This window comes from Novosphingobium sp. Chol11, from assembly GCF_945870625.1.
GTDB lineage: Bacteria > Pseudomonadota > Alphaproteobacteria > Sphingomonadales > Sphingomonadaceae > Novosphingobium.
In genome coordinates, this window is the sequence record NZ_CAMBTS010000054.1 from 1 (window position 1) to 19,071 (window position 19,071).

The window sequence follows — 19,071 nt, forward strand, 5'->3', positions numbered from 1 at the left end:
GCCGCCTCACGCGAATTGTTGATCGCGTTGTCGTCGGCCTCGTCGTGATCGAGCACCGAGTTGAGCTCGACGTTCAGGCCCAAGCTGCGCATTTCCTTGACGAGCACGTTGAAGCTCTCTGGAATGCCGGCCTCGAAAGTATCGTCGCCTTTGACGATTGCTTCGTAGACCTTGGTGCGCCCGACCACATCGTCCGACTTCACCGTGAGCATTTCCTGCAAGGTATAAGCCGCGCCATAAGCCTGCAGCGCCCAGACCTCCATTTCGCCGAAGCGCTGGCCGCCGAACTGCGCCTTGCCGCCCAGCGGTTGCTGGGTAACCAGGCTGTAAGGCCCGATCGAACGCGCGTGGATCTTGTCGTCCACGAGATGGTGCAGCTTGAGCATGTAGATGATGCCCACGGTCACTTTGCGGTCGAACGCCTCGCCGGTGCGCCCGTCATAGAGCGTTGACTGGCCGGAGGTATCGAGCCCGGCCTTGACCAGCATTGCGGTCACGTCCGCCTCACGCGCGCCGTCGAACACCGGGGTGCCCATCGGCACGCCGCGCGTGAGATTCCCCGCCAGTTCGAGGATTTCCTCGGTCGTGCGGCTGTTGATATCGGCGTGATAGTTCTCGCCGTAGATATCGTTGAGCTTGTCGAGCAAGGCGCTTGGCGGGGCTGCCGCCACTGGATCGGGATTGGCATGACGCCATTCTTCCAGCTCGTGCTTGATCTGCTGGCCAAGGCCGCGCGCGGCCCAGCCCAGATGCGTCTCGAAGATCTGCCCGACATTCATCCGGCTCGGCACGCCGAGCGGATTGAGCACGATATCGACATGCGTTCCATCGGCGAGGAACGGCATGTCCTCGACTGGCAGGATGCGGCTGATCACGCCCTTGTTGCCGTGGCGGCCGGCCATCTTGTCGCCCGGTTGCAGCTTGCGCTTCACCGCGACGAACACTTTGACCATCTTGAGCACACCGGGAGCCAGCTCATCGCCGCGCTCCAGCTTCTCCTTGCGATCCTCGAATTTCTCCTGGATCGATTTCACGGCTTCGTCATACTGGAGCTTGACCGCTTCCAGCTGCGCCTGACGCGCATCGTCGGCCACGGCGAACTTCCACCATTCGAAACGCTCGACATCGGCCAGCACTTGCTCGTCGATTTCGGTACCCTTCTTGATGCCCTTGGGACCGGAAGCGACAACCTGGCCCAGCAACATGTCGCGCAGCCGGTTGAAGGTCGCGCGGTTCAGAATGCCGCGCTCGTCTTCGCGGTCCTTGGCGAGGCGCTCGATTTCCTCGTTCTGGATGGCGCGGGTGCGGTCGTCGATCTCGATGCCGTGGCGGTTGAACACGCGCACTTCAACGATCGTGCCCGAAACGCCCGGGGGCAGGCGCAGCGAGGTATCGCGCACGTCGCTGGCCTTTTCGCCAAAGATCGCGCGCAGCAGCTTTTCTTCCGGCGTCATCGGCGATTCGCCCTTGGGCGTGATCTTGCCGACAAGGATATCGCCCGGGTGCACTTCGGCGCCGATATAGACGATGCCTGCCTCGTCGAGGCTGCGCAGCGCTTCTTCGCCGACATTGGGGATATCGCGGGTGATGTCCTCTGGCCCAAGCTTGGTATCGCGGGCCATCACTTCGAACTCATCGATGTGGATCGAGGTGAACACATCGTCCTTCACGATCCGCTCGGAGATCAGGATCGAATCCTCGTAGTTGTATCCGTTCCACGGCATGAACGCGACGAGGGTGTTGCGGCCCAGCGCCAGCTCGCCCAGATCGGTCGAAGGACCGTCGGCCAGAATATCGCCAACTTCGACCAGATCGCCGACCTTCACCAGCGGGCGCTGGTTGATGCAGGTGTTCTGGTTCGAACGCTGGAATTTCTGCAGCGTGTAGATATCGACGCCCGACTTGCCGGGTTCGATATCGCCGCTTGCGCGGATCACGATACGCGCCGCGTCGACCTGATCGACCACACCGGCGCGCAGTGCGCCGATTGCCGCGCCCGAATCGCGCGCCACGGTTTCTTCCATGCCGGTGCCGACAAATGGTGCATCGGCCTGAACCAATGGCACCGCCTGGCGCTGCATGTTCGATCCCATCAGTGCGCGGTTGGCGTCATCGTTTTCAAGGAACGGGATAAGCGAGGCGGCAACCGAAACGAGCTGCTTGGGGCTGACGTCCATCAGGGTTACGTTTTCGCGCGGGCTCATCACGAACTCGCCGTTCTGGCGGGCCGAGACGAGCTCGTCGATGAAGCTGCCATCGCTGGTCAGCTCGGCCGAGGCCTGCGCCACGGTGTGCTTCTGCTCTTCCATCGCGGAGAGATAGACCACGTCGCCAGTCACCTTGCGGTCGATCACCTTGCGATACGGCGTTTCGATGAAGCCATACTTGTTGACGCGGGCAAAGGTCGACAGCGAGTTGATCAGGCCGATGTTCGGGCCTTCCGGTGTCTCGATCGGGCAGATGCGGCCATAATGCGTCGGGTGCACGTCGCGCACTTCGAAGCCCGCGCGTTCGCGCGTCAAGCCGCCCGGCCCGAGCGCCGAAACGCGGCGCTTGTGCGTCACTTCGGAGAGCGGATTGGTCTGATCCATGAACTGCGAAAGCTGCGACGAACCGAAGAATTCGCGCACCGCGGCGACCGCAGGCTTGGCGTTGATCAGATCGTTGGGCATCACGGTCGAGACATCGACCGAGCTCATCCGCTCCTTCACCGCGCGCTCCATGCGCAGCAGGCCGACACGGTACTGGTTCTCCAGCAGCTCGCCCACCGAACGCACGCGGCGATTGCCGAGGTTGTCGATGTCGTCGACTTCGCCCTTGCCGTCTTTGAGGTTCACCAGTTCCTTGACCACCGCGAGGATATCCTCGGTGCGCAAGGTGGTGATCGTGTCCGGGCAATCGAGCGCGAGGCGCATGTTGAGCTTGACGCGGCCCACCGCCGAGAGGTCGTAACGGTCGGGATCGAAGAACAGGCCTTCGAACAATGCCTCGGCGGTTTCGCGCGTTGGCGGCTCGCCCGGGCGCATCACCCGGTAGATATCGGCCAGCGCCTGATCGCGGTCCTCGGCCTTGTCGGCCTTCATCGTGTTGCGGATCCACGGGCCAGTGTTGACATGGTCGATATCGAGCAGTTCGAGACTGTCGATCCCGGCCTTGTCGAGCGCATCGAGGTTTTCCGGCGAAACCTCGTCGCCCGCTTCGATCCAGATGCGACCGGTGCTCTCGTCGATCAGATCCTTGGCGGCATAGCGGCCAAAGATTTCCTCGGTCGGAATGAGCAGCGCCTGCAGCCCGTCCTTGGCGGCCTTGTTCGCTGCGCGCGGACTGATCTTGGTGCCGGCCGCGAAGATGACCTCGCCCGAATTGGCATCGACAATATCGAACGCCGGCTTCACGCCGCGCCATTGCTCGAGCACGAACGGCACGCGCCAGCCGCCTTCACCGCGCGCCCAGATCACCTTTTCATAAAACACGTCGAGGATCGTCTCGGCATCGAGGCCCAGCGCATAGAGCAGCGCGGTGACCGGCAGCTTGCGCTTGCGGTCGATGCGCACGTTGACGATGTCCTTGGCGTCGAATTCGAAATCGAGCCACGACCCGCGATAGGGGATCACGCGCGCCGCAAACAGATACTTGCCCGACGAATGCGTCTTGCCGCGATCATGGTCGAACAGCACGCCCGGCGAACGGTGCATCTGGCTGACGATCACGCGTTCGGTGCCATTGATGATGAAGGTGCCGTTGTCGGTCATGAGCGGGATGTCGCCCATGTAGACATCCTGCTCCTTGATATCGATCAGGCTCTTGGTCTCGGTCTCGCTGTCGACCTCGAAAGTCGCCAGCTTGAGCGTGACCTTCATCGGCGCTGCATAAGTGATCCCGCGCTGGCGGCACTCGTTGGTGTCGTACTTGGGCGATTCAAGGATGTAGCCATCCTTTTCCTTGATATCGAGGCTGGCGGTGCCCGCGAAATCCTGGATCGGAAAGACCGAGCGCAAGGTCTTTTCAAGGCCGGACACATAGCCCGTGGCGTGATCGGAGCGGAGGAACTGCTCATACGATTCGCGCTGCACCTCGATCAGGTTCGGCATTTCCACCACTTCGTGAATGTCGCCGAAAATCTTGCGGATGCGCTTTTTCAAACCAGCGCGTGCCGGGGTGCCTGAAGGCGTTGCCTTGGATGCCATGGAGGGAATTGCCTCTTTCGCTTGATAAGTGCCGACAGAAATACGCCAAGCACGAAGAAATTGGTGCCACAATTACACAAACGGACGCGGCGCAAGGCCATTTCGACCACGAACATCTGCCAAAGCGGAGTCATGGCCGTCAAACCGGTTGCGTCACGTGGAAACCCGATTGCTTCCTTCCGAATGCCTCCCCCCGTGCATGGGAAGGCCTTGCTCGAAACAATAGGCGAATGCACTCTGTAGGACGCGCCCAGCCCTGTGTCAAACCCGGCAGGAGCGCGGGTACGAAGCGAACACGACAAAGCGTCCGTTCAGAACTGGAATGCGCGAACCTGCGGCATGGCGGGTTTTTGGGTCGGGTTGTCGTTCAACACCAGCTCGACCAGAGCCGTGTCGTAAAATTCGTGCAGCTCGCTGATCGCGCCATCGCTGATGGTGAAGACCTGACAATACGTTTGATCATATTGCTCGTTATTGAGACCTGGGCCGCCGCCCTGCATGATCCCAACAACCCGCTGGTCATCCGCGCACATGATCCGCCATTTCTTGGCAAACTGAAATTGGCCCGGCTGCAACTTGCCCAGCACACCATCGGCAACGATCGGGCCAAAGCATTCGGCCCTGCCCTCCCATCGCCCCGAAACCGGGGTCGAGCCAAGCATGTTGAACGCAACGTCATCGCTGTGCAGCGCCGCCAACTGCTCCATGTCGCCATCGTGCAGGCACTGATAATAGCGCTCGATCAGCGCAATGTTCCGCGCGCGTGCTTCACTCATGGCAGCCTCCCTGATGAGCTGATCCGTGACCGGAAACGATCAGCAGAAATCTGTGATGAACAATCAGTATCGCCAAGCGCGCAAAACGGCAAACAGGCAAATAACCGGGTCCTGCGCCCATTCGATCTTCCGCGAAGGTTGACTAATCTGGACTTTTTGACCAGAGCGCTCGGCGAATGAGCTTGATTCGTCATGCCGTTCATCCGTCCGAGACAGCTGGTGCAGGTTTCCTGCTTAATCGTCCAGCCTAGGCGGGGAAACGAGATTTCCGGCAGCTCTGCTTTGTGCGAGCGGCCCTCACGCGTTGCGACGTGTGCTCCTTCCCCTTCAATGGACTCGCCTGTGGCCGTCACCGGCCATGGACAAACCCCTTTGGCCCCTCGGGCCTAGGTGTAACGTAGCCGGCTGTTCGGGTTCGCCCCGCTCAGCCACATGTGAAGGAGTAAGGCATGGATCGTTCGCAGAAAGCCGATTCAATCGCATTCCTGAGCGAAGTCTTCGCCGAGGCCGGCGCGGTGGTCATCATCCGCAACCTCGGCATGACGGTGGCCCAGTCCACCGCCTTGCGCACGAAGATCCGCGAAGCGGGTGCGACCTATAAGGTTGCGAAAAACAGTCTGGCCAAACTTGCCGTTGCAGGCACCAATTACGAAGGCGTCGGTGAATTTTTCACTGGCCCCACCGGAATTGCCGCCTCGGTTGATCCGGTTGCTGCTGCCAAAGCGGTGATCGAATTTGCCAAGACCACCGACAAGATCGAGATCGTCGGCGGTGCAATGGGAACGCAGGTTCTGAATGCCGATGGTGTCAAGGCGCTCGCCTCGATGCCCTCGCTGGATGAACTGCGCGGCAAGCTCATCGGCCTCATTCAGGCTCCGGCCACGAAGCTCGCCCAGCTCGCCACCGCTCCGGCGGCCAAGCTGGCCCGCGTCTTCAGCGCCTATGCCGAAAAAGAAGCCGCCTAAGACTGTTTTCTATATCGCCCCGCAGCCGTGCTGCTGGGCAACACACACTCAGGAGTGAAACATCATGGCAGACATCGCCAATCTCGTTGCAGAACTTTCGAAGCTGACCGTCCTTGAAGCAGCAGACCTCGCCAAGGCGCTTGAAGAAGCATGGGGCGTTTCCGCCGCTGCTGCCGTTGCTGTTGCCGCAGCCCCTGCAGCTGCTGCCGAAGCCGTGGAAGAGAAGACCGAATTCGACGTCATCCTGACGGGCGACGGCGGCAAGAAGATCCAGGTCATCAAGGAAGTCCGCGCGATCACCCAGCTTGGCCTCACCGAAGCCAAGTCGCTGGTCGAAGCCGCTCCCAAGGCGATCAAAGAAGGCGTTTCGAAGGCCGAAGCCGAAGACATCAAGGCCAAGATCGAAGCCGCTGGCGGCACCGTCGAGATCAAGTAATTCGGCGAAATCAGTTGAAGCCCGGCGGCGCCGCAAGGTTCCGCCCGGCTTCATCCCCGCGCCGCAATGCCGGGAAACGAGCAAAGGGCGGCTCCCTCGCGGGGCCGCCTTTTTTTCGTCGGGCTCCGGCCGCTGCTGTTTTACTGGTGGAGCAGATGCAGCGCCTGATCAGAAGGCATCGCCCGATCAAACAAATAGCCCTGTCCAAAATCGCAGCCGATCTCGGCCAGCCGGTCAAGCTGCGGCTGAGACTCGATCCCTTCGGCCACCACGTCAATGCGCATAGCCTGCGCCAGATGCATGATCGCATCGACGATGCTCGATGACGATGCGGCCAGATTATCGCCACTGATGAACGACCGGTCGATCTTCAGGGTATCGAACTGAAGCGTCTGGAGGTGGCTGAACGAGGAATGCCCCGTTCCGAAATCATCGAGCGAAAGCCGGATGCCCATCGCGCGCAGCTCGCCGAATATCTGCGCGGTCTTCGCCGGATTAAGCACCGCCGCGTTTTCGGTAAGCTCCATGACGATTGTGCGCGGATCGACGCTGGTTGCGAGCAGAATGCCGCGCACCTGATCGAGAAAGCTGGGCTGCAAAAGTTGCGAGGGAGCAACGTTGATCCCGACGTAAAACGGCCTTTCGCTTCCGAGGATATTTCTCCAGCCGGCCGCCGTTTTGCAGGCTTCGCGCATGACCCACGCCCCGATCGAATTCATCAGCCCGCGTTCCTCGGCGATCGGCAGGAAATCGTTTGGCATGACGATCTTGCCGTCGCGGCTCCACCGCAGCAACGCCTCGAAGCCGGCGATGCGCTGCGCCGGAATGTCGATGATCGGCTGATACCACAGGCATAGCCCCCCGGTTTCCAGCGCTTGGCGCAGGCCTGCTTCGATATCCAGCCGCTTTACCGCCAATGCACGCATCGCGGAATCGAACACGACCGTGGACTCATCCCCCCGCGCTTTGGCACCGTACATCGCGACATCCGCGTCTTGAAGCAAATCGGCGACGCTATCGTAGCTGCCGTCATCATGGGCGATGCCAATGCTGGCCGCGCTGTTGACATCGCTGAATTCGATCCGGTGCGGCGCCCTCAGGCAGGCATGGATGGCGGCGGCAATTTCCTGCGCCAGTGTTTCACTGTCCTCGGCATCGATCAGCACGGTGAACTCGTCGCCGCCCATGCGGGCGAGCAAGAGCCGCTCCGGCTCATCCGCGCAGACGATCGTGGCGAAGGCTTTCACCGTTTCGCGCATCCGCCGCGCCATTTCGGCCAGCAGCAAGTCGCCGGCATGATGCCCCATGGCATCGTTGACCAGCTTGAAGCCATCGAGATCGATGTAGACCAGAGTCAATCCCAATTTGCCCGCGCCGCGATTGCGCTCAAAGCGCTCGTTCATCTGTTTTTCGAGCATGGCCCGATTGGGCAGACCGGTCAGCGTGTCATGAAACCCGTTTGCGATCAGCTGGCGCTCATTCGCCCGGCGTTTGAACACCCGCCCGACTTGCGCGCCGATCTGGGTGAGCACATCGAGCAGTTCAGGCTCAGCCTCGACCTGATCGTGACTGAAGAATTCCATGGCCGCGATCACATCCTGCCCCTGCAGGACCGGCACGCTAACGCTCGATCGCAGATGGACCTGCTTTGCAGCTTCGCCGCGGCCAAACCCGGCCACCTGCTGGACATCGCGGGTCCAGACACTCTGTTTGGTAATCAGCAATCGTCCCGGGGCCGAGGCACAAGGCCAGGCAATCAGCCTGCGCGATTTCTCGGCAAAGCTGAACATTTCATCGGGATCGCGGGCAAACCAGATCCCGCATGCTTCCAGACGCCGATCAGATGCGCTCCCTTCGCACAGCAAGACATTGGCAAACGCATAGCCAAGCGCCGCGCACACTTCTGCAATCGTGAACCGCAGGGCCTCCATCGGGTCGGTGCTGCTGTTGGCGGCATCGGCAATCGTCGATAGCAGCTTGATCCGCACATGCCCCAGATAGGCCTCGCGCAGTCCCCGTTCGGCAATGGCTTCGGCTTCGATGCGGGTCTGGCGTTCACGCGCCAGTTGCCGCTCAAGCTGAGCAATCCTTGCCTCCAGCGCATTTTCCGGCGCGACATCGAAAATCGCCGGATCTGACCGCGCGGTCATTAGAGCCAGCTTACCACCAGTTGGCAGCTCGGCGCGCCATCATGCATGCAGGATGGCTGCGTCACCGCCAGTCTTTCGCCGTAGTGGATCGCCAAGCCATCGACGAACCCGTGCGCCAGATCGCACATCTTGCGCGGCGATCCATATCCCAACGTCAAAGTGCCCGGCGTCTCGATAAAATGAAAGTGCGGGCAGATCGCGCCGGCATAGAGCTTGCGCACCTCAGGATGGATGATGGTGTTGAGGGAAAGGATGAAAGTCCTTGCGTCATCGGCCGCATCGAAAAATTCGGGATAGCGCTGGTGCAGCTTGGGCAGCGCCTGCACGCCCACCCAATGGAGCACCGCTCGCGGATCCTGATTGGTCAGCGCCGCTGCTGCTTCGACGAGCGCGACGACTTCGGCGTCGGGATAGCTGCCCAGCGAGGTATAGGCCCCTGACAGGCCCGTCGCTTCGAGCAGCGCCTCCCAAGTCGTCTGGCCGAAATGGTCGACGACCACTTCTTCGACAATGTTGAAAATCACGCCCTTCATGATCGCAGTTCCCCCGACCGCGCATCGGACTTGTCGCGCAGGTCAAAGGCTTGAACGGCGCGATCAGGGAAAATTTCAGGGCAGGCCGTCAAAAAACCCGCAAAACGCGCCCTGCGGGCAAGCCGTTCAAGCGCCCTCGATCTGCCGGATCGGCGGCAGCACAAACAGATAGAGCAGCGCTCCGATCCCGGTAACCACGGCAGTAAACACGAATGCGCCCACGAACGATCCCGTCGCATCGACGATCATCCCCGTTACGATCGGCCCGACAATACCCGAAAGACTGCCCATCGCATTCTGGACGCCTACCCAGCTGCCGGCCAAACGCGGTCCGGCGAAGATCTGGCTCAGCGCAAAGACCATGCTCGTGCCCAGCCCAAGGCCGAAACCAGTCAACAACAGCCAGCCCAGCACAGCGCCGGGGGATGCGGCGTAGGCCACGCCCAGCACGCCGATGGTCACGACGATCTGGCCCACGACGATCACCATGCGGCGCACTTCGCCCTCATCGCGCCCGCCGCGCGTCAGGTGATCGGAAAGCTGGCCGGCGATCACCGATGACAGCGCCATCGTGGCAAATGTCGCGGTGGCAAACGCGGTCATGGTCGGGATCGAAAAGCCGCGCGCGCTGGTAAGATAAAGCGGCAACCAGATAGCGGTGAAGAAATAGCCGTAGTTCGCGGTGATATGGCACAAACTTAGCAGCCAAAGCGCCTTGTGCGACAGCAGCTTGCGGTAAGACATCAACGGCGGGCCTGCCTGCGCCGTTTCCGGTTTTGCCAGGGTGCGCAAAGTCATTTGCCAGGGGATGAGCCAGAGCAGGGTTGCCGCGCCGAAAATCACGAAAACAGCGCGCCACCCCAATTGCGCAAGGATGGCCCCGCCCGCCAATGTGCCCAATGCCGGCCCCAGCGCGATGCCCACCGACATTGCCCCGTTGGCAACGCCGCGCCGCTCCGGCGGGACATGGATCGCGATCATCTTCGAACTGCACGGAAACACGAAGCTCTCCCCCGCGCCGAGGAGGACACGCAGCACGATAAGGCCGGTCAGCCCGCCGACAAAGCCAGTCAACACGGTGCTTACTGCCCACACCGCGACACCGAGCGCAAAAATGCGGTAAACCGAGATCCGATCCGCCAACCACCCGGTGAACGGCTGCGCCAAGCCATAGATCCAGAAGAACCCCGAAACGGCGATCCCGAACTGCGTCGCGGAGAGGCCCAGATCGGTCTTCATCAGCGGCGCTGCCACGCCGATCGCGCCGCGATCGACATAATTGAGCAAGACCGCCAGCACCAGCAAGACCACCAGCGCCGTTACCGAACGGCGCGCTCCGCTCCCCTTCTGCGCTTCAGCGGCTGATACCATTGCTTTTTGCCCTCCCCTGCCCTGACTGCAACCTAGGTGAGCGCTCTCAAGAAGGCGAGGCCTGTTCTTTGCCCTGGTCAACGCCTATGCCGCCCCCGTGAACCAGAGAAGTACATGATGTTCGAAGCCACCCCCACCCGCTGGTCCGATGAATGGCGCGCCACGCTGCGCCTTGCCGCGCCGCTGGTGGTCGCAAACTTGCTGCACATGGCGGTGTTTGCGATCGACGTGGTGTTCATCGCGCGGCTCGGGCCTACCGAACTTGCCGCAGCATCGCTGTCGGTCTCGCTGTTCGGGCTTCTGGTATGGAGCCTGACCGGGCTGGTCGGCGCGGCATCGCCGCTGATCGCCGCCGAACTTGGTGCGCGCCGCCATGCGGTGCGCGAGGTGCGACGCACCGTGCGCATGGCGGGCTGGGTGGCTGTGATCGCCGCGATCGCGGCGATGGGGATGTGCCTGCTCGGCGGGCCGCTGATGCGGCTGACCGGGCAGCAGCCTGGGGTCATTGCGCTGGCCGTGCCGTTCCTCGGCGTGCTGATGTGGGCCGCGATCCCTTCGGTGCTGGCCTCGTTGCTTCGCACCGTAGTCTCTTCGATGGGCCGCCCGGGCATCGGCACCGCGATCAACGCGATGGCCGTCGCGGTCAACGCGCTGGGCAACTGGGTGTTCGTGTTCGGCCACTTCGGCATGCCCGCGCTCGGTCTGGCTGGATCGGCACTGTCAAGCGTGGTCACCAGCGTCGCGATGCTGCTCGCCTATGCCGCCGTGATCCGCTTCGATCGGCGGCTGCACCGCTATCGCCTGCTCGGTCGCTGGTGGCGGCCCGAATGGTCGCGCTTTTTCGACGTGCTCAAGATCGGATTGCCGATCTGCGCCACGATCATCGCCGAGGCGGGCATGTTCAACGGCGCGGCCTTCCTGATGGGCCGGATCGGCGAGCTGGAACTGGCCGCGCACACCATCGCGCTGCAATTCGCCTCCATCGCGTTCATGGTGCCGTTCGGGGTCGCGCAAGCGGCCACCATCCGCGTCGGTCTTGCCTATGGCGCCCGCGATCCCAGCGCCATCACCCGTGCGGGCGTGGTGGCGCTGGCGCTCGGCTTCGGCTTTGTTGGCATCTCGGCCTCCATCATGCTGTTTGCGCCCCGGCTGGTGCTGGCGATCTACATCGATCCCGATGCACCGGCCAATGCCGCGATGGTTCCCCTCGCCATCCAGTACATGGCCATCGCGGCAGCGTTTCAATTGTTCGACAGCGCGCAGGCCATCGGCGCGGCGCTGCTACGCGGGTTGCAGGATACGCGCGTGCCCATGAACATCGCGCTGTTCGGCTATTGGGTGCCCGGCATCGGCACCGCCGTCGGGCTCGGCCTGTTCACCCCGCTGGGGGGCCTCGGCGTATGGATCGGCCTGCTGGTCGGGCTGGCTGTGGTGGCCGCGCTGATGCTATGGCGCTGGCGCGGCCGGGCGCCGCTCGGCCTTCTGCCGTAAACACGCCCCTGTTCATCGTAGCGCAAAGAAATTTAGCGCCCCGCGCTTGACGCTCCCATGGGCGCGACCCATATCCGCACCGCTGGCACTCTCGCCCCGAGAGTGCCAAGCGCCATTTTTCAACAATGGAAGAGGAATCAATCCATGACTTTCCGTCCGCTGCACGACCGTGTGCTCGTGCGCCGCGTCGAAGCCGAGGAAAAAACCGCCGGCGGCATCATAATCCCCGATAGCGCCAAGGAAAAGCCCGCTGAAGGCGAAATCGTCGCCGTTGGTTCGGGCACCCGCGCCGACGATGGCAAGATCACCCCGCTCGATGTCAAGGCTGGCGACCGCGTGCTGTTCGGCAAGTGGTCAGGCACCGAAGTCAAGGTTGGCGGCGAAGACCTGCTGATCATGAAGGAATCCGACATCCTCGGCATTCTCGGCTGAGCGACCCGGCTTTCAAACCATAACATCACATTCGCATCAGCTGCCCGCCCCCGCGGAAAAGCTGCACATGAAGGAACAAACCAATGGCTGCCAAGGACGTTAAGTTCGGCCGCGACGCGCGCGAACGCATTCTGCGCGGTGTCGACATCCTCGCCGATGCCGTAAAAGTAACCCTCGGTCCCAAGGGCCGCAATGTCGTCATCGACAAGAGCTTCGGCGCACCGCGCATCACCAAGGACGGCGTCACCGTCGCCAAGGAGATCGAGCTCAAGGACAAGTTCGAGAACATGGGCGCACAGATGCTGCGCGAAGTGGCCTCGAAGACCAACGACAAGGCCGGTGACGGCACCACCACCGCCACCGTGCTCGCGCAGGCCATCGTTCGCGAAGGCATGACCTGCGTTGCCGCCGGCATGAACCCGATGGACCTCAAGCGCGGCATCGATCTGGCCGTGACCAAGGTCGTCGAAGACCTCAAGGCCCGCTCGACCAACGTGACCGGCACTGCCGAAATTGCCCAGGTCGGCATCATCTCGGCCAATGGCGACGTCGAAGTCGGCGAGAAGATCGCCGAAGCGATGGACAAAGTCGGCAAGGAAGGCGTGATCACCGTGGAAGAGGCCAAGGGCCTCGAATTCGAACTCGATGTCGTCGAAGGCATGCAGTTCGACCGCGGCTACCTCTCGCCCTACTTCATCACCAACGCCGACAAGATGACCGTCGAGCTGGATAACCCCTACATCCTCATCCACGAGAAGAAGCTCTCGTCGCTCCAGGCGATGCTGCCGATCCTCGAGGCTGTGGTCCAGTCGGGCCGTCCGTTGCTGATCATCGCCGAAGACATCGAAGGCGAAGCCCTCGCCACCCTCGTGGTCAACAAGCTGCGCGGCGGCCTCAAGATCGCTGCTGTCAAGGCACCGGGCTTCGGCGATCGCCGCAAGGCCATGCTGGGCGATATCGCCACGCTGACCCAGGGCGAGATGATCTCGGAAGACCTCGGCATCAAGCTGGAGAGCGTCACGCTCGCCATGCTCGGCCAGGCCAAGCGCGTCACCATCGACAAGGACAACACCACCATCGTCGACGGCGCTGGCCCGGCGGACGAGATCAAGGCCCGCGTCGAACAGATCAAGGCCCAGATCGAAGTCACCACCAGCGACTACGACCGCGAGAAGCTGCAGGAACGTCTGGCCAAGCTGGCCGGCGGTGTTGCCGTGATCAAGGTCGGCGGCGCTTCGGAAGTCGAAGTGAAGGAACGCAAGGACCGCGTCGATGACGCCCTCCACGCTACCCGCGCTGCGGTCGAAGAAGGCATCGTCCCCGGCGGCGGTACCGCGCTGCTCTATGCCACCAAGGCGCTCGAAGGCCTCAAAGGTGCCAACGACGACCAGACCAAGGGCATCGACATCGTGCGCCGCGCGATCCTCGCCCCGATCCGCCAGATCGCCCAGAACGCCGGCCACGACGGCGCGGTCATCTCGGGCAACCTGCTGCGCGAAGGCGATCAGTTGATGGGCTTCAACGCCGCCACCGACACCTACGAAAACCTGAAGGCCGCCGGCGTGATCGACCCCACCAAGGTCGTGCGCACCGCGCTTCAGGACGCAGCCTCGGTCGCCGGCCTGCTCATCACGACCGAAGCCGCGATCAGCGAACGCCCCGACGACAAGCCAGCCATGGGCGGCATGCCCGGCGGCGGCATGGGCGGCATGGGCGGCATGGACTTCTAAGTCTGACGCTCACGCGCAAATGGCGTCCCGGCGAAGGCCGGGACCTCATGCAGTCAAAGAATCAGGGCCGGAGGGGAAACCTTCCGGCCCTTTTTCCTTGGGTTTTTGAGTGGGTGGAAGAGCTTGGAAGAAGAGAAGATGCGAGGGCCATCGCCCTCGCGCTCCCTGGTGTAAGGGTTGATTACATTCGCAGGCGGTGTCTACAGGAACTGTTAGACTTGGCGGAGTTCTTCAATGAAGCTCGTAAGTACGGCATCTAGGTCTTGGTAAGCCAGATGATTGGCAAAATGGGCAGCCAACTCATTGTTAATTTGGCTAACGGACTTTGCATCTACCGTAGTGGCAACAGCCCAAGGCCTGCCGGGATGCAGTGTATCCCATGGAGAACGTTTGTTGGCTCGCGTGGTTGCTGAATCGCCATGTTTACCGAGACCGTAGAGTACGTTGGTCTCGCTGTTCCAAACTGGCCTGAACAGATGGATCAGGTAGTCTTCGGCCGCAGTCTCCCAACCGCTTTGCACCACGAGCGAGCGAAACTCGAATTCTGCCAAATCGAGTGTACTGCAAGCTTTGTTGATATTCTTTCTGTGATCGCCAAGGCGTCCGCATAGCTTGGCGCCTTGCTCTACCGGCGTACGGGCGTTGGATGCGGTTGGTGCAGCTTGGCCGACGTAGATTGGAGTCTCGGTGCCGCTGATAGGCGAATACGCAGGGTAAGAGCCATTGTAGTAGATGGCGTAGACGCCAGAACCATAGAACTTGGGAATCTCGGCCAAGGGGTGACGGTCTTGCGCCACAAGCGCCAAGGCGACAAAACGGCCAACAACCTTTGGATTGCTGGGATCAAACACCGAGCTTGGCTGGGCGATCGGATCAAGCTCACCCAGCAATGCAGTTAGACTTTCGATCGCTTCCCTCACTTGGGTTTCAAGTTTCTTGCGCATCACCTTTGATAGCGAAGCGTCACTCGCCTCGACGGTCAGTCGTTCCAGACTTGCCCGCAACAATCCGACCGAGCCTGCGCTGCCGTTCTTGCTGCTCATGCCCCTTCCGCCAATCGGGAAGCCACACCTTTCCCTATGATGCGGGCTAGTTCAACTGGAACAGCGTTCCCAAGTTGGCGCATGGATTCTGACCACGAGCCGTGCAGGCGATAGTTATCAGGAAAGGTCTGCAAGCGAGCACTTTCACGCACGGTGAAGTATCGAACCGCACCATTGAGCCGAAGCAACATGTTCTCGCCGCCCGGAACCCCATGAACGCCAGCCTTTAGCGTCTTTGCGGGAAGATCAAGCGGGCTTCCGGTATGCCCGGGATAGCTGCGAGCACCGGGCTGGAAGCGGTGATCATGAACCCGGCTGGAATCTGTAGGCATGTGCTCGGGGTCGGGCAAATCTCCAATCGCGTCCCGCACGGTCTGCCATGATTTGGTGTCTGGCCTCTCTTTTAGTTTAAGCGCGCGTGACAACAATTTTGGATCAATCAAAGCTAGAACCTGAGTGTTGTGGCGCTCGCCGTACTCCCGACTGCGGAACTGATCCCACAACAGGGAATCAAGGGAATGGGTAGTCTTTGGGAATGCCCATTGAACGGCAAGGTCATCCCGGAAACCGACAAACACTACGCGCTCCCGCCGCTGAGGCACTCCGTAGTCAGCAGCATTCAGAACACGATATACCACGTTGTGTGTAGATTTGCGTTGAGAAGTGACCCGGGATTTTCATCGAGAAGTGACCCGGGTGGAAGTTATGTCCCGCTGTACGGGACGTAGGTCAAGCCAGTGATTTTTCCTTTCTGGATTTGGGGACAGCGGAGCTGGCCCTGAACCGGAAGCTGTCATTCCCTGTTTCGAGGATGTGGCAGTGGTGTGTGAGCCTATCGAGTAGCGCGGTGGTCATCTTGGCATCGCCGAACACCTCGGCCCATTCGCTGAAGCTGAGATTGGTGGTGATGACCACGCTGGTGCGCTCGTAGAGTTTGCTGAGCAGATGGAACAGCAGCGCACCGCCTGATGGACTGAACGGAAGGTAGCCCAGCTCGTCGAGGATGATGAGGTCGAGGCGCAGCAGGCGCTCGGCAAGCTGACCTGCCCGGTTCATCGCCTTTTCCTGCTCGAGTGCATTGACCAGATCCACGGTAGCAAAGAACCGCACCTTCTTTCGATGATGCTCGACGGCCTGGATACCGAGCGCGGTGGCAATGTGCGTCTTGCCCGTGCCGGGACCGCCGATCAGCACGACATTGTCTGCGCCATCGACGAACTCGCTGCGGTGGAGTTGCCGGACCAGCGCTTCGTTGACCTCGCTGGCGGCAAAGTCGAACCCGGCTAGGTCCTTGTAGGCGGGGAACCGGGCAGCCTTGATCTGGTAGGCGATCGATCGGACCTCGCGTTCGGCCATCTCGGCCTTGAGCAACTGGGAGACGATCGGCACGGCCGCGTCGAAGGCCGGCGCGCCTTGCTCGATGAGGTCGCCGACCGCCTGGGCCATGCCGTACATCTTCAGCGCCTTGAGCATGACAACGACAGCGGCGCTGGCAGGATCATGACGCATGACGCAGCCCTCCATCGCGTAGGGCATCATAGCGCCCGACATTGGCCAGAGGCTCCTGGGCAAGGCGCAGCGCCTGGGGCGCATCGATCGGGGATGCTGGAGGTGCCTTCCCGTCGGTCAGGCGGTGGAGAAGGTTGAGGACGTGGGTCTTGGTGGCAACGCCCGCCTCAAGCGCCAGTTCGACTGCGCAAAGCACCGCCTGCTCGTCATGCTGCAGCACCAGCGCCAAGATCTCGGCCATCTCCCGATCGCCGCCGGGGCGGCGCAGAAGCTGGCTTTGCAGCTGCTTGAAGGCCTCGGGCAGCTGAGTGAACGGCGCGCCATTGCGCAGTGCCCCCGGCTTGCGCTGGATCACCGCCAGATAGTGCCTCCAGTCATAGACCGTACGCCCGCCGGTGTGGTGGGACCTGTCTATGATCCGGGAATGCTCGCACAGGATCTGACCCTCAGCGGCCACGACGATCCGCTCGGGATAGATCCTGACGCTGACCGGCCGGTTGGCGAACGAGGCGGGCACGCTGTAGCGGTTGCGCTCAAAGTGCACGAGGCAGATCGGCGATACCCGCTTGGTGTGCTCGACAAAACCGTCAAAGGGCCGCCCCAGCGGCATCAGGCTGTCCACCTCCGCAGCATGAACGTCGGCCACGGTGCCGGGCAAGCCGCCATGCTGGATCTCACCCCATTGCGTGATGCACTGTTCCTCGAGCCAGGCATTGAGCGCATCGATATCCGGGAAGCTCGGCAGCCGCTGCCACAATCGGCGGCGCGCATCCTGCACGTTCTTCTCAACCTGTCCCTTCTCCCACCCCGAGGCTGGGTTACAGAACTCGGGCTCGAACAGGTAATGGCTGGCCATCGCCGCGAACCGGGCGTTGACCTGTCGCGCCTTGCCGACACCGATCCGGTCGACTGCGGTCTTCATGTTGTCGAAGATCCCGCGCTGGGGAACGCCGCCAAGCACACGGAACGCTTGGGTCAGCGCGTCGAACAGCATCTCGTGGGTCTGCAGCGGATAAGCCCGCACGACGAACGCCTTGCTGTGCGAGAGCTTGGTGTGGGCGGCCTGCAGCTTGACTCGCTCACCGCCAAGCAACGCCCAGTCCTCGCTCCAGTCGAACTGGAAGGCTTCACCAGCCTCGAACACCAACGGCACGAACGTGCCGCGCCCGCTGGTCTGGGCATCACGCTGGCGGTCCGCCTTCCAGCCCCGCACAAACGTCGCCACCCGGCCATAGGATCCTTCATATCCCAAAGCGACGAGGTCGGCGTGCATCTGCTTGGCCGTGCGCTTCTGCTTGCGCGACTTGCCTGCCTCGATTCGCAGCCAACCCGACAGCTTCTCGGCGAACGGGTCCAGCTTGCTCGGCCGCTTGGGAACCTTGAACTGCGGTTCCACCGTATCTGCGCGAAGGTACTTGCGGATCGTGTTGCGCGACAAACCAGTGCGCCGCTCAATCTCACGGATCGGCATCTTCTGACGAAAACGCCAGCGCCGGATTACGCTCAGTAAATCCATGTTGATCACTCCTGATACCCCCGACCGGTCAGCCAGGGGCGGGTTCAAACATGGGTCAAATCTCAATGGAAACTTATGCCCCTCCCGGGTCACTTCTCAGCGCAAATCTACAGATCCAGTTCTGACGCCTTTATACGTGCTTGTTCTCGTGCCGACGCTAAGTTGCCAGGTTCTTGCCGGACCTCACCACTTGCTATGACTACTGTGAGGGCTACCCCAGCTTTGGCCTTCGGAAGCGGAATTCGCTTCACTTTGTGGCCGGCGGCATGCTTGGCCCACCAGCCGAGAGGTGGGTTGGGGATGTCGTGCTTTCTGCATATCTTGTGAAGTGCAACGTCCGACAGTCTGAAATCCTTGGCTAGGTGCGTCATCGGCTTTGACCAGACTAGCTCATAGAATTCTTCGCGGGTGAACCTTTGGCTCATCTCGGCGGATCTCCAGCCTTGCAAACAGGTATGTGCGGCACGAAGCAGAGCGTCAGACTATGCGACAAGCGGCTCTCGCACGGGCATCTGTCGAAACTCTGCGAACTAAAAACTACCTTCGTAGCTCCAGCGCTATCGCAGCCGTCCTTGCGATTCCGAATGCGTCCACATCCAGGACGCGACAAACTGCCAAAGCGATCAAGCCAATCGCATATCTACGCTGCTACCTAGAGAGCTACCTAGTAGAGCAAAGGGAGGCGAGCGCAAGGCTTCGGACGCCCGCTAAACCATTCAACTTATTGAGGAAAGTGGTGGACGCACTTGGGCTCGAACCAAGGACCCGCTGATTAAGAGTCAGCCAAAGCAGTCCACGGCCTGACCCCGCCTGACCACGAAACCTATTGTCTTGCAACGATTTGTTGGGCACTACGAGGCGTGGCCGGGGTTGGCCACGCTGACCTCGGGACCGTCTTAACCGTCTTAATTCCCGTCCTTGACGGGTGAGGG

General features: G+C 61.5%; 14 protein-coding genes. 5 read left to right on the forward strand and 9 right to left on the reverse strand.

Annotation, left to right across the window (positions count from 1 at the left end):
- A partial coding sequence (gene rpoB / locus Q0O40_RS09880; RefSeq protein ID WP_295529174.1) for a DNA-directed RNA polymerase subunit beta occupies positions 1 to 4,187 on the reverse strand: 4,187 nt, incomplete at its 3' end.
- Between the two features lie 311 nt (positions 4,188 to 4,498).
- Positions 4,499 to 4,963, reverse strand: a complete 465-nt coding sequence (locus tag Q0O40_RS09885) for a nuclear transport factor 2 family protein (RefSeq protein WP_295529176.1) — start codon at positions 4,961 to 4,963, stop codon at positions 4,499 to 4,501.
- 449 nt (positions 4,964 to 5,412) lie between these two features.
- Here Q0O40_RS09885 and rplJ point away from each other — a divergent pair, with 449 nt between their 5' ends.
- Together rplJ and rplL are read left to right on the forward strand one after the other, a co-directional pair.
- Positions 5,413 to 5,928: a 50S ribosomal protein L10 gene (rplJ, locus tag Q0O40_RS09890; RefSeq protein ID WP_295529177.1), complete on the forward strand. Its 516-nt coding sequence runs from the start codon at positions 5,413 to 5,415 to the stop codon at positions 5,926 to 5,928.
- A gap of 64 nt (positions 5,929 to 5,992) precedes the next feature.
- Positions 5,993 to 6,364 (forward strand): 50S ribosomal protein L7/L12, encoded by a 372-nt coding sequence (gene rplL / locus Q0O40_RS09895; protein ID WP_295529179.1) that lies wholly within the window; start codon positions 5,993 to 5,995, stop codon positions 6,362 to 6,364.
- A gap of 140 nt (positions 6,365 to 6,504) precedes the next feature.
- On the opposite strand, the gene Q0O40_RS09900 is transcribed toward rplL, so the two are convergent.
- From Q0O40_RS09900 to Q0O40_RS09910, 3 genes are all read right to left on the reverse strand, one after another.
- Positions 6,505 to 8,514 (reverse strand): bifunctional diguanylate cyclase/phosphodiesterase, encoded by a 2,010-nt coding sequence (locus Q0O40_RS09900; RefSeq protein ID WP_295529181.1) that lies wholly within the window; start codon positions 8,512 to 8,514, stop codon positions 6,505 to 6,507.
- Positions 8,514 to 9,047: a heme NO-binding domain-containing protein gene (locus Q0O40_RS09905; protein ID WP_295529183.1), complete on the reverse strand. Its 534-nt coding sequence runs from the start codon at positions 9,045 to 9,047 to the stop codon at positions 8,514 to 8,516. The genes Q0O40_RS09900 and Q0O40_RS09905 overlap by 1 nt, the downstream gene beginning before the upstream one ends.
- Positions 9,048 to 9,173: 126 nt before the next feature.
- Positions 9,174 to 10,418: an MFS transporter gene (locus tag Q0O40_RS09910; RefSeq protein ID WP_295529185.1), complete on the reverse strand. Its 1,245-nt coding sequence runs from the start codon at positions 10,416 to 10,418 to the stop codon at positions 9,174 to 9,176.
- Positions 10,419 to 10,535: 117 nt separating this feature from the next.
- On the opposite strand from Q0O40_RS09910, the gene Q0O40_RS09915 reads away from it, so the two are divergent.
- The 3 genes from Q0O40_RS09915 to groL all read left to right on the forward strand — a co-directional run bounded on the left by Q0O40_RS09915 (position 10,536) and on the right by groL (position 14,071).
- Positions 10,536 to 11,909 carry an MATE family efflux transporter gene (locus Q0O40_RS09915; RefSeq protein WP_295529199.1) on the forward strand — a complete coding sequence of 458 codons (1,374 nt, stop codon included), beginning with the start codon at positions 10,536 to 10,538 and terminating at the stop codon, positions 11,907 to 11,909.
- Positions 11,910 to 12,053: 144 nt separating this feature from the next.
- Positions 12,054 to 12,341, forward strand: coding sequence for a co-chaperone GroES (gene groES / locus Q0O40_RS09920; protein WP_295529187.1), 288 nt, complete (start codon positions 12,054 to 12,056; stop codon positions 12,339 to 12,341).
- 83 nt (positions 12,342 to 12,424) lie between these two features.
- Positions 12,425 to 14,071, forward strand: a complete 1,647-nt coding sequence (groL, locus tag Q0O40_RS09925; RefSeq protein WP_295529189.1) for a chaperonin GroEL — start codon at positions 12,425 to 12,427, stop codon at positions 14,069 to 14,071.
- A gap of 212 nt (positions 14,072 to 14,283) precedes the next feature.
- On the opposite strand, the gene Q0O40_RS09930 is transcribed toward groL, so the two are convergent.
- The 4 genes from Q0O40_RS09930 to istA form a co-directional block, all read right to left on the reverse strand.
- Positions 14,284 to 15,114 carry an Eco29kI family restriction endonuclease gene (locus Q0O40_RS09930; RefSeq protein ID WP_295529191.1) on the reverse strand — a complete coding sequence of 277 codons (831 nt, stop codon included), beginning with the start codon at positions 15,112 to 15,114 and terminating at the stop codon, positions 14,284 to 14,286.
- Entirely contained in the window at positions 15,111 to 15,752 is a 642-nt protein-coding gene (locus Q0O40_RS09935; RefSeq protein WP_295529193.1) for a DNA cytosine methyltransferase, read from the reverse strand. The genes Q0O40_RS09930 and Q0O40_RS09935 overlap by 4 nt, the downstream gene beginning before the upstream one ends.
- 91 nt (positions 15,753 to 15,843) lie before the next feature.
- On the reverse strand, positions 15,844 to 16,623 hold the full coding sequence (gene istB / locus Q0O40_RS09940) for an IS21-like element helper ATPase IstB (RefSeq protein WP_295529195.1): 780 nt from the start codon (positions 16,621 to 16,623) through the stop codon (positions 15,844 to 15,846).
- On the reverse strand, positions 16,613 to 18,139 hold the full coding sequence (gene istA / locus Q0O40_RS09945; RefSeq protein WP_295529197.1) for an IS21 family transposase: 1,527 nt from the start codon (positions 18,137 to 18,139) through the stop codon (positions 16,613 to 16,615). Before istA ends, istB begins: the two co-directional genes overlap by 11 nt.
- Positions 18,140 to 19,071: the final 932 nt, after the last annotated feature.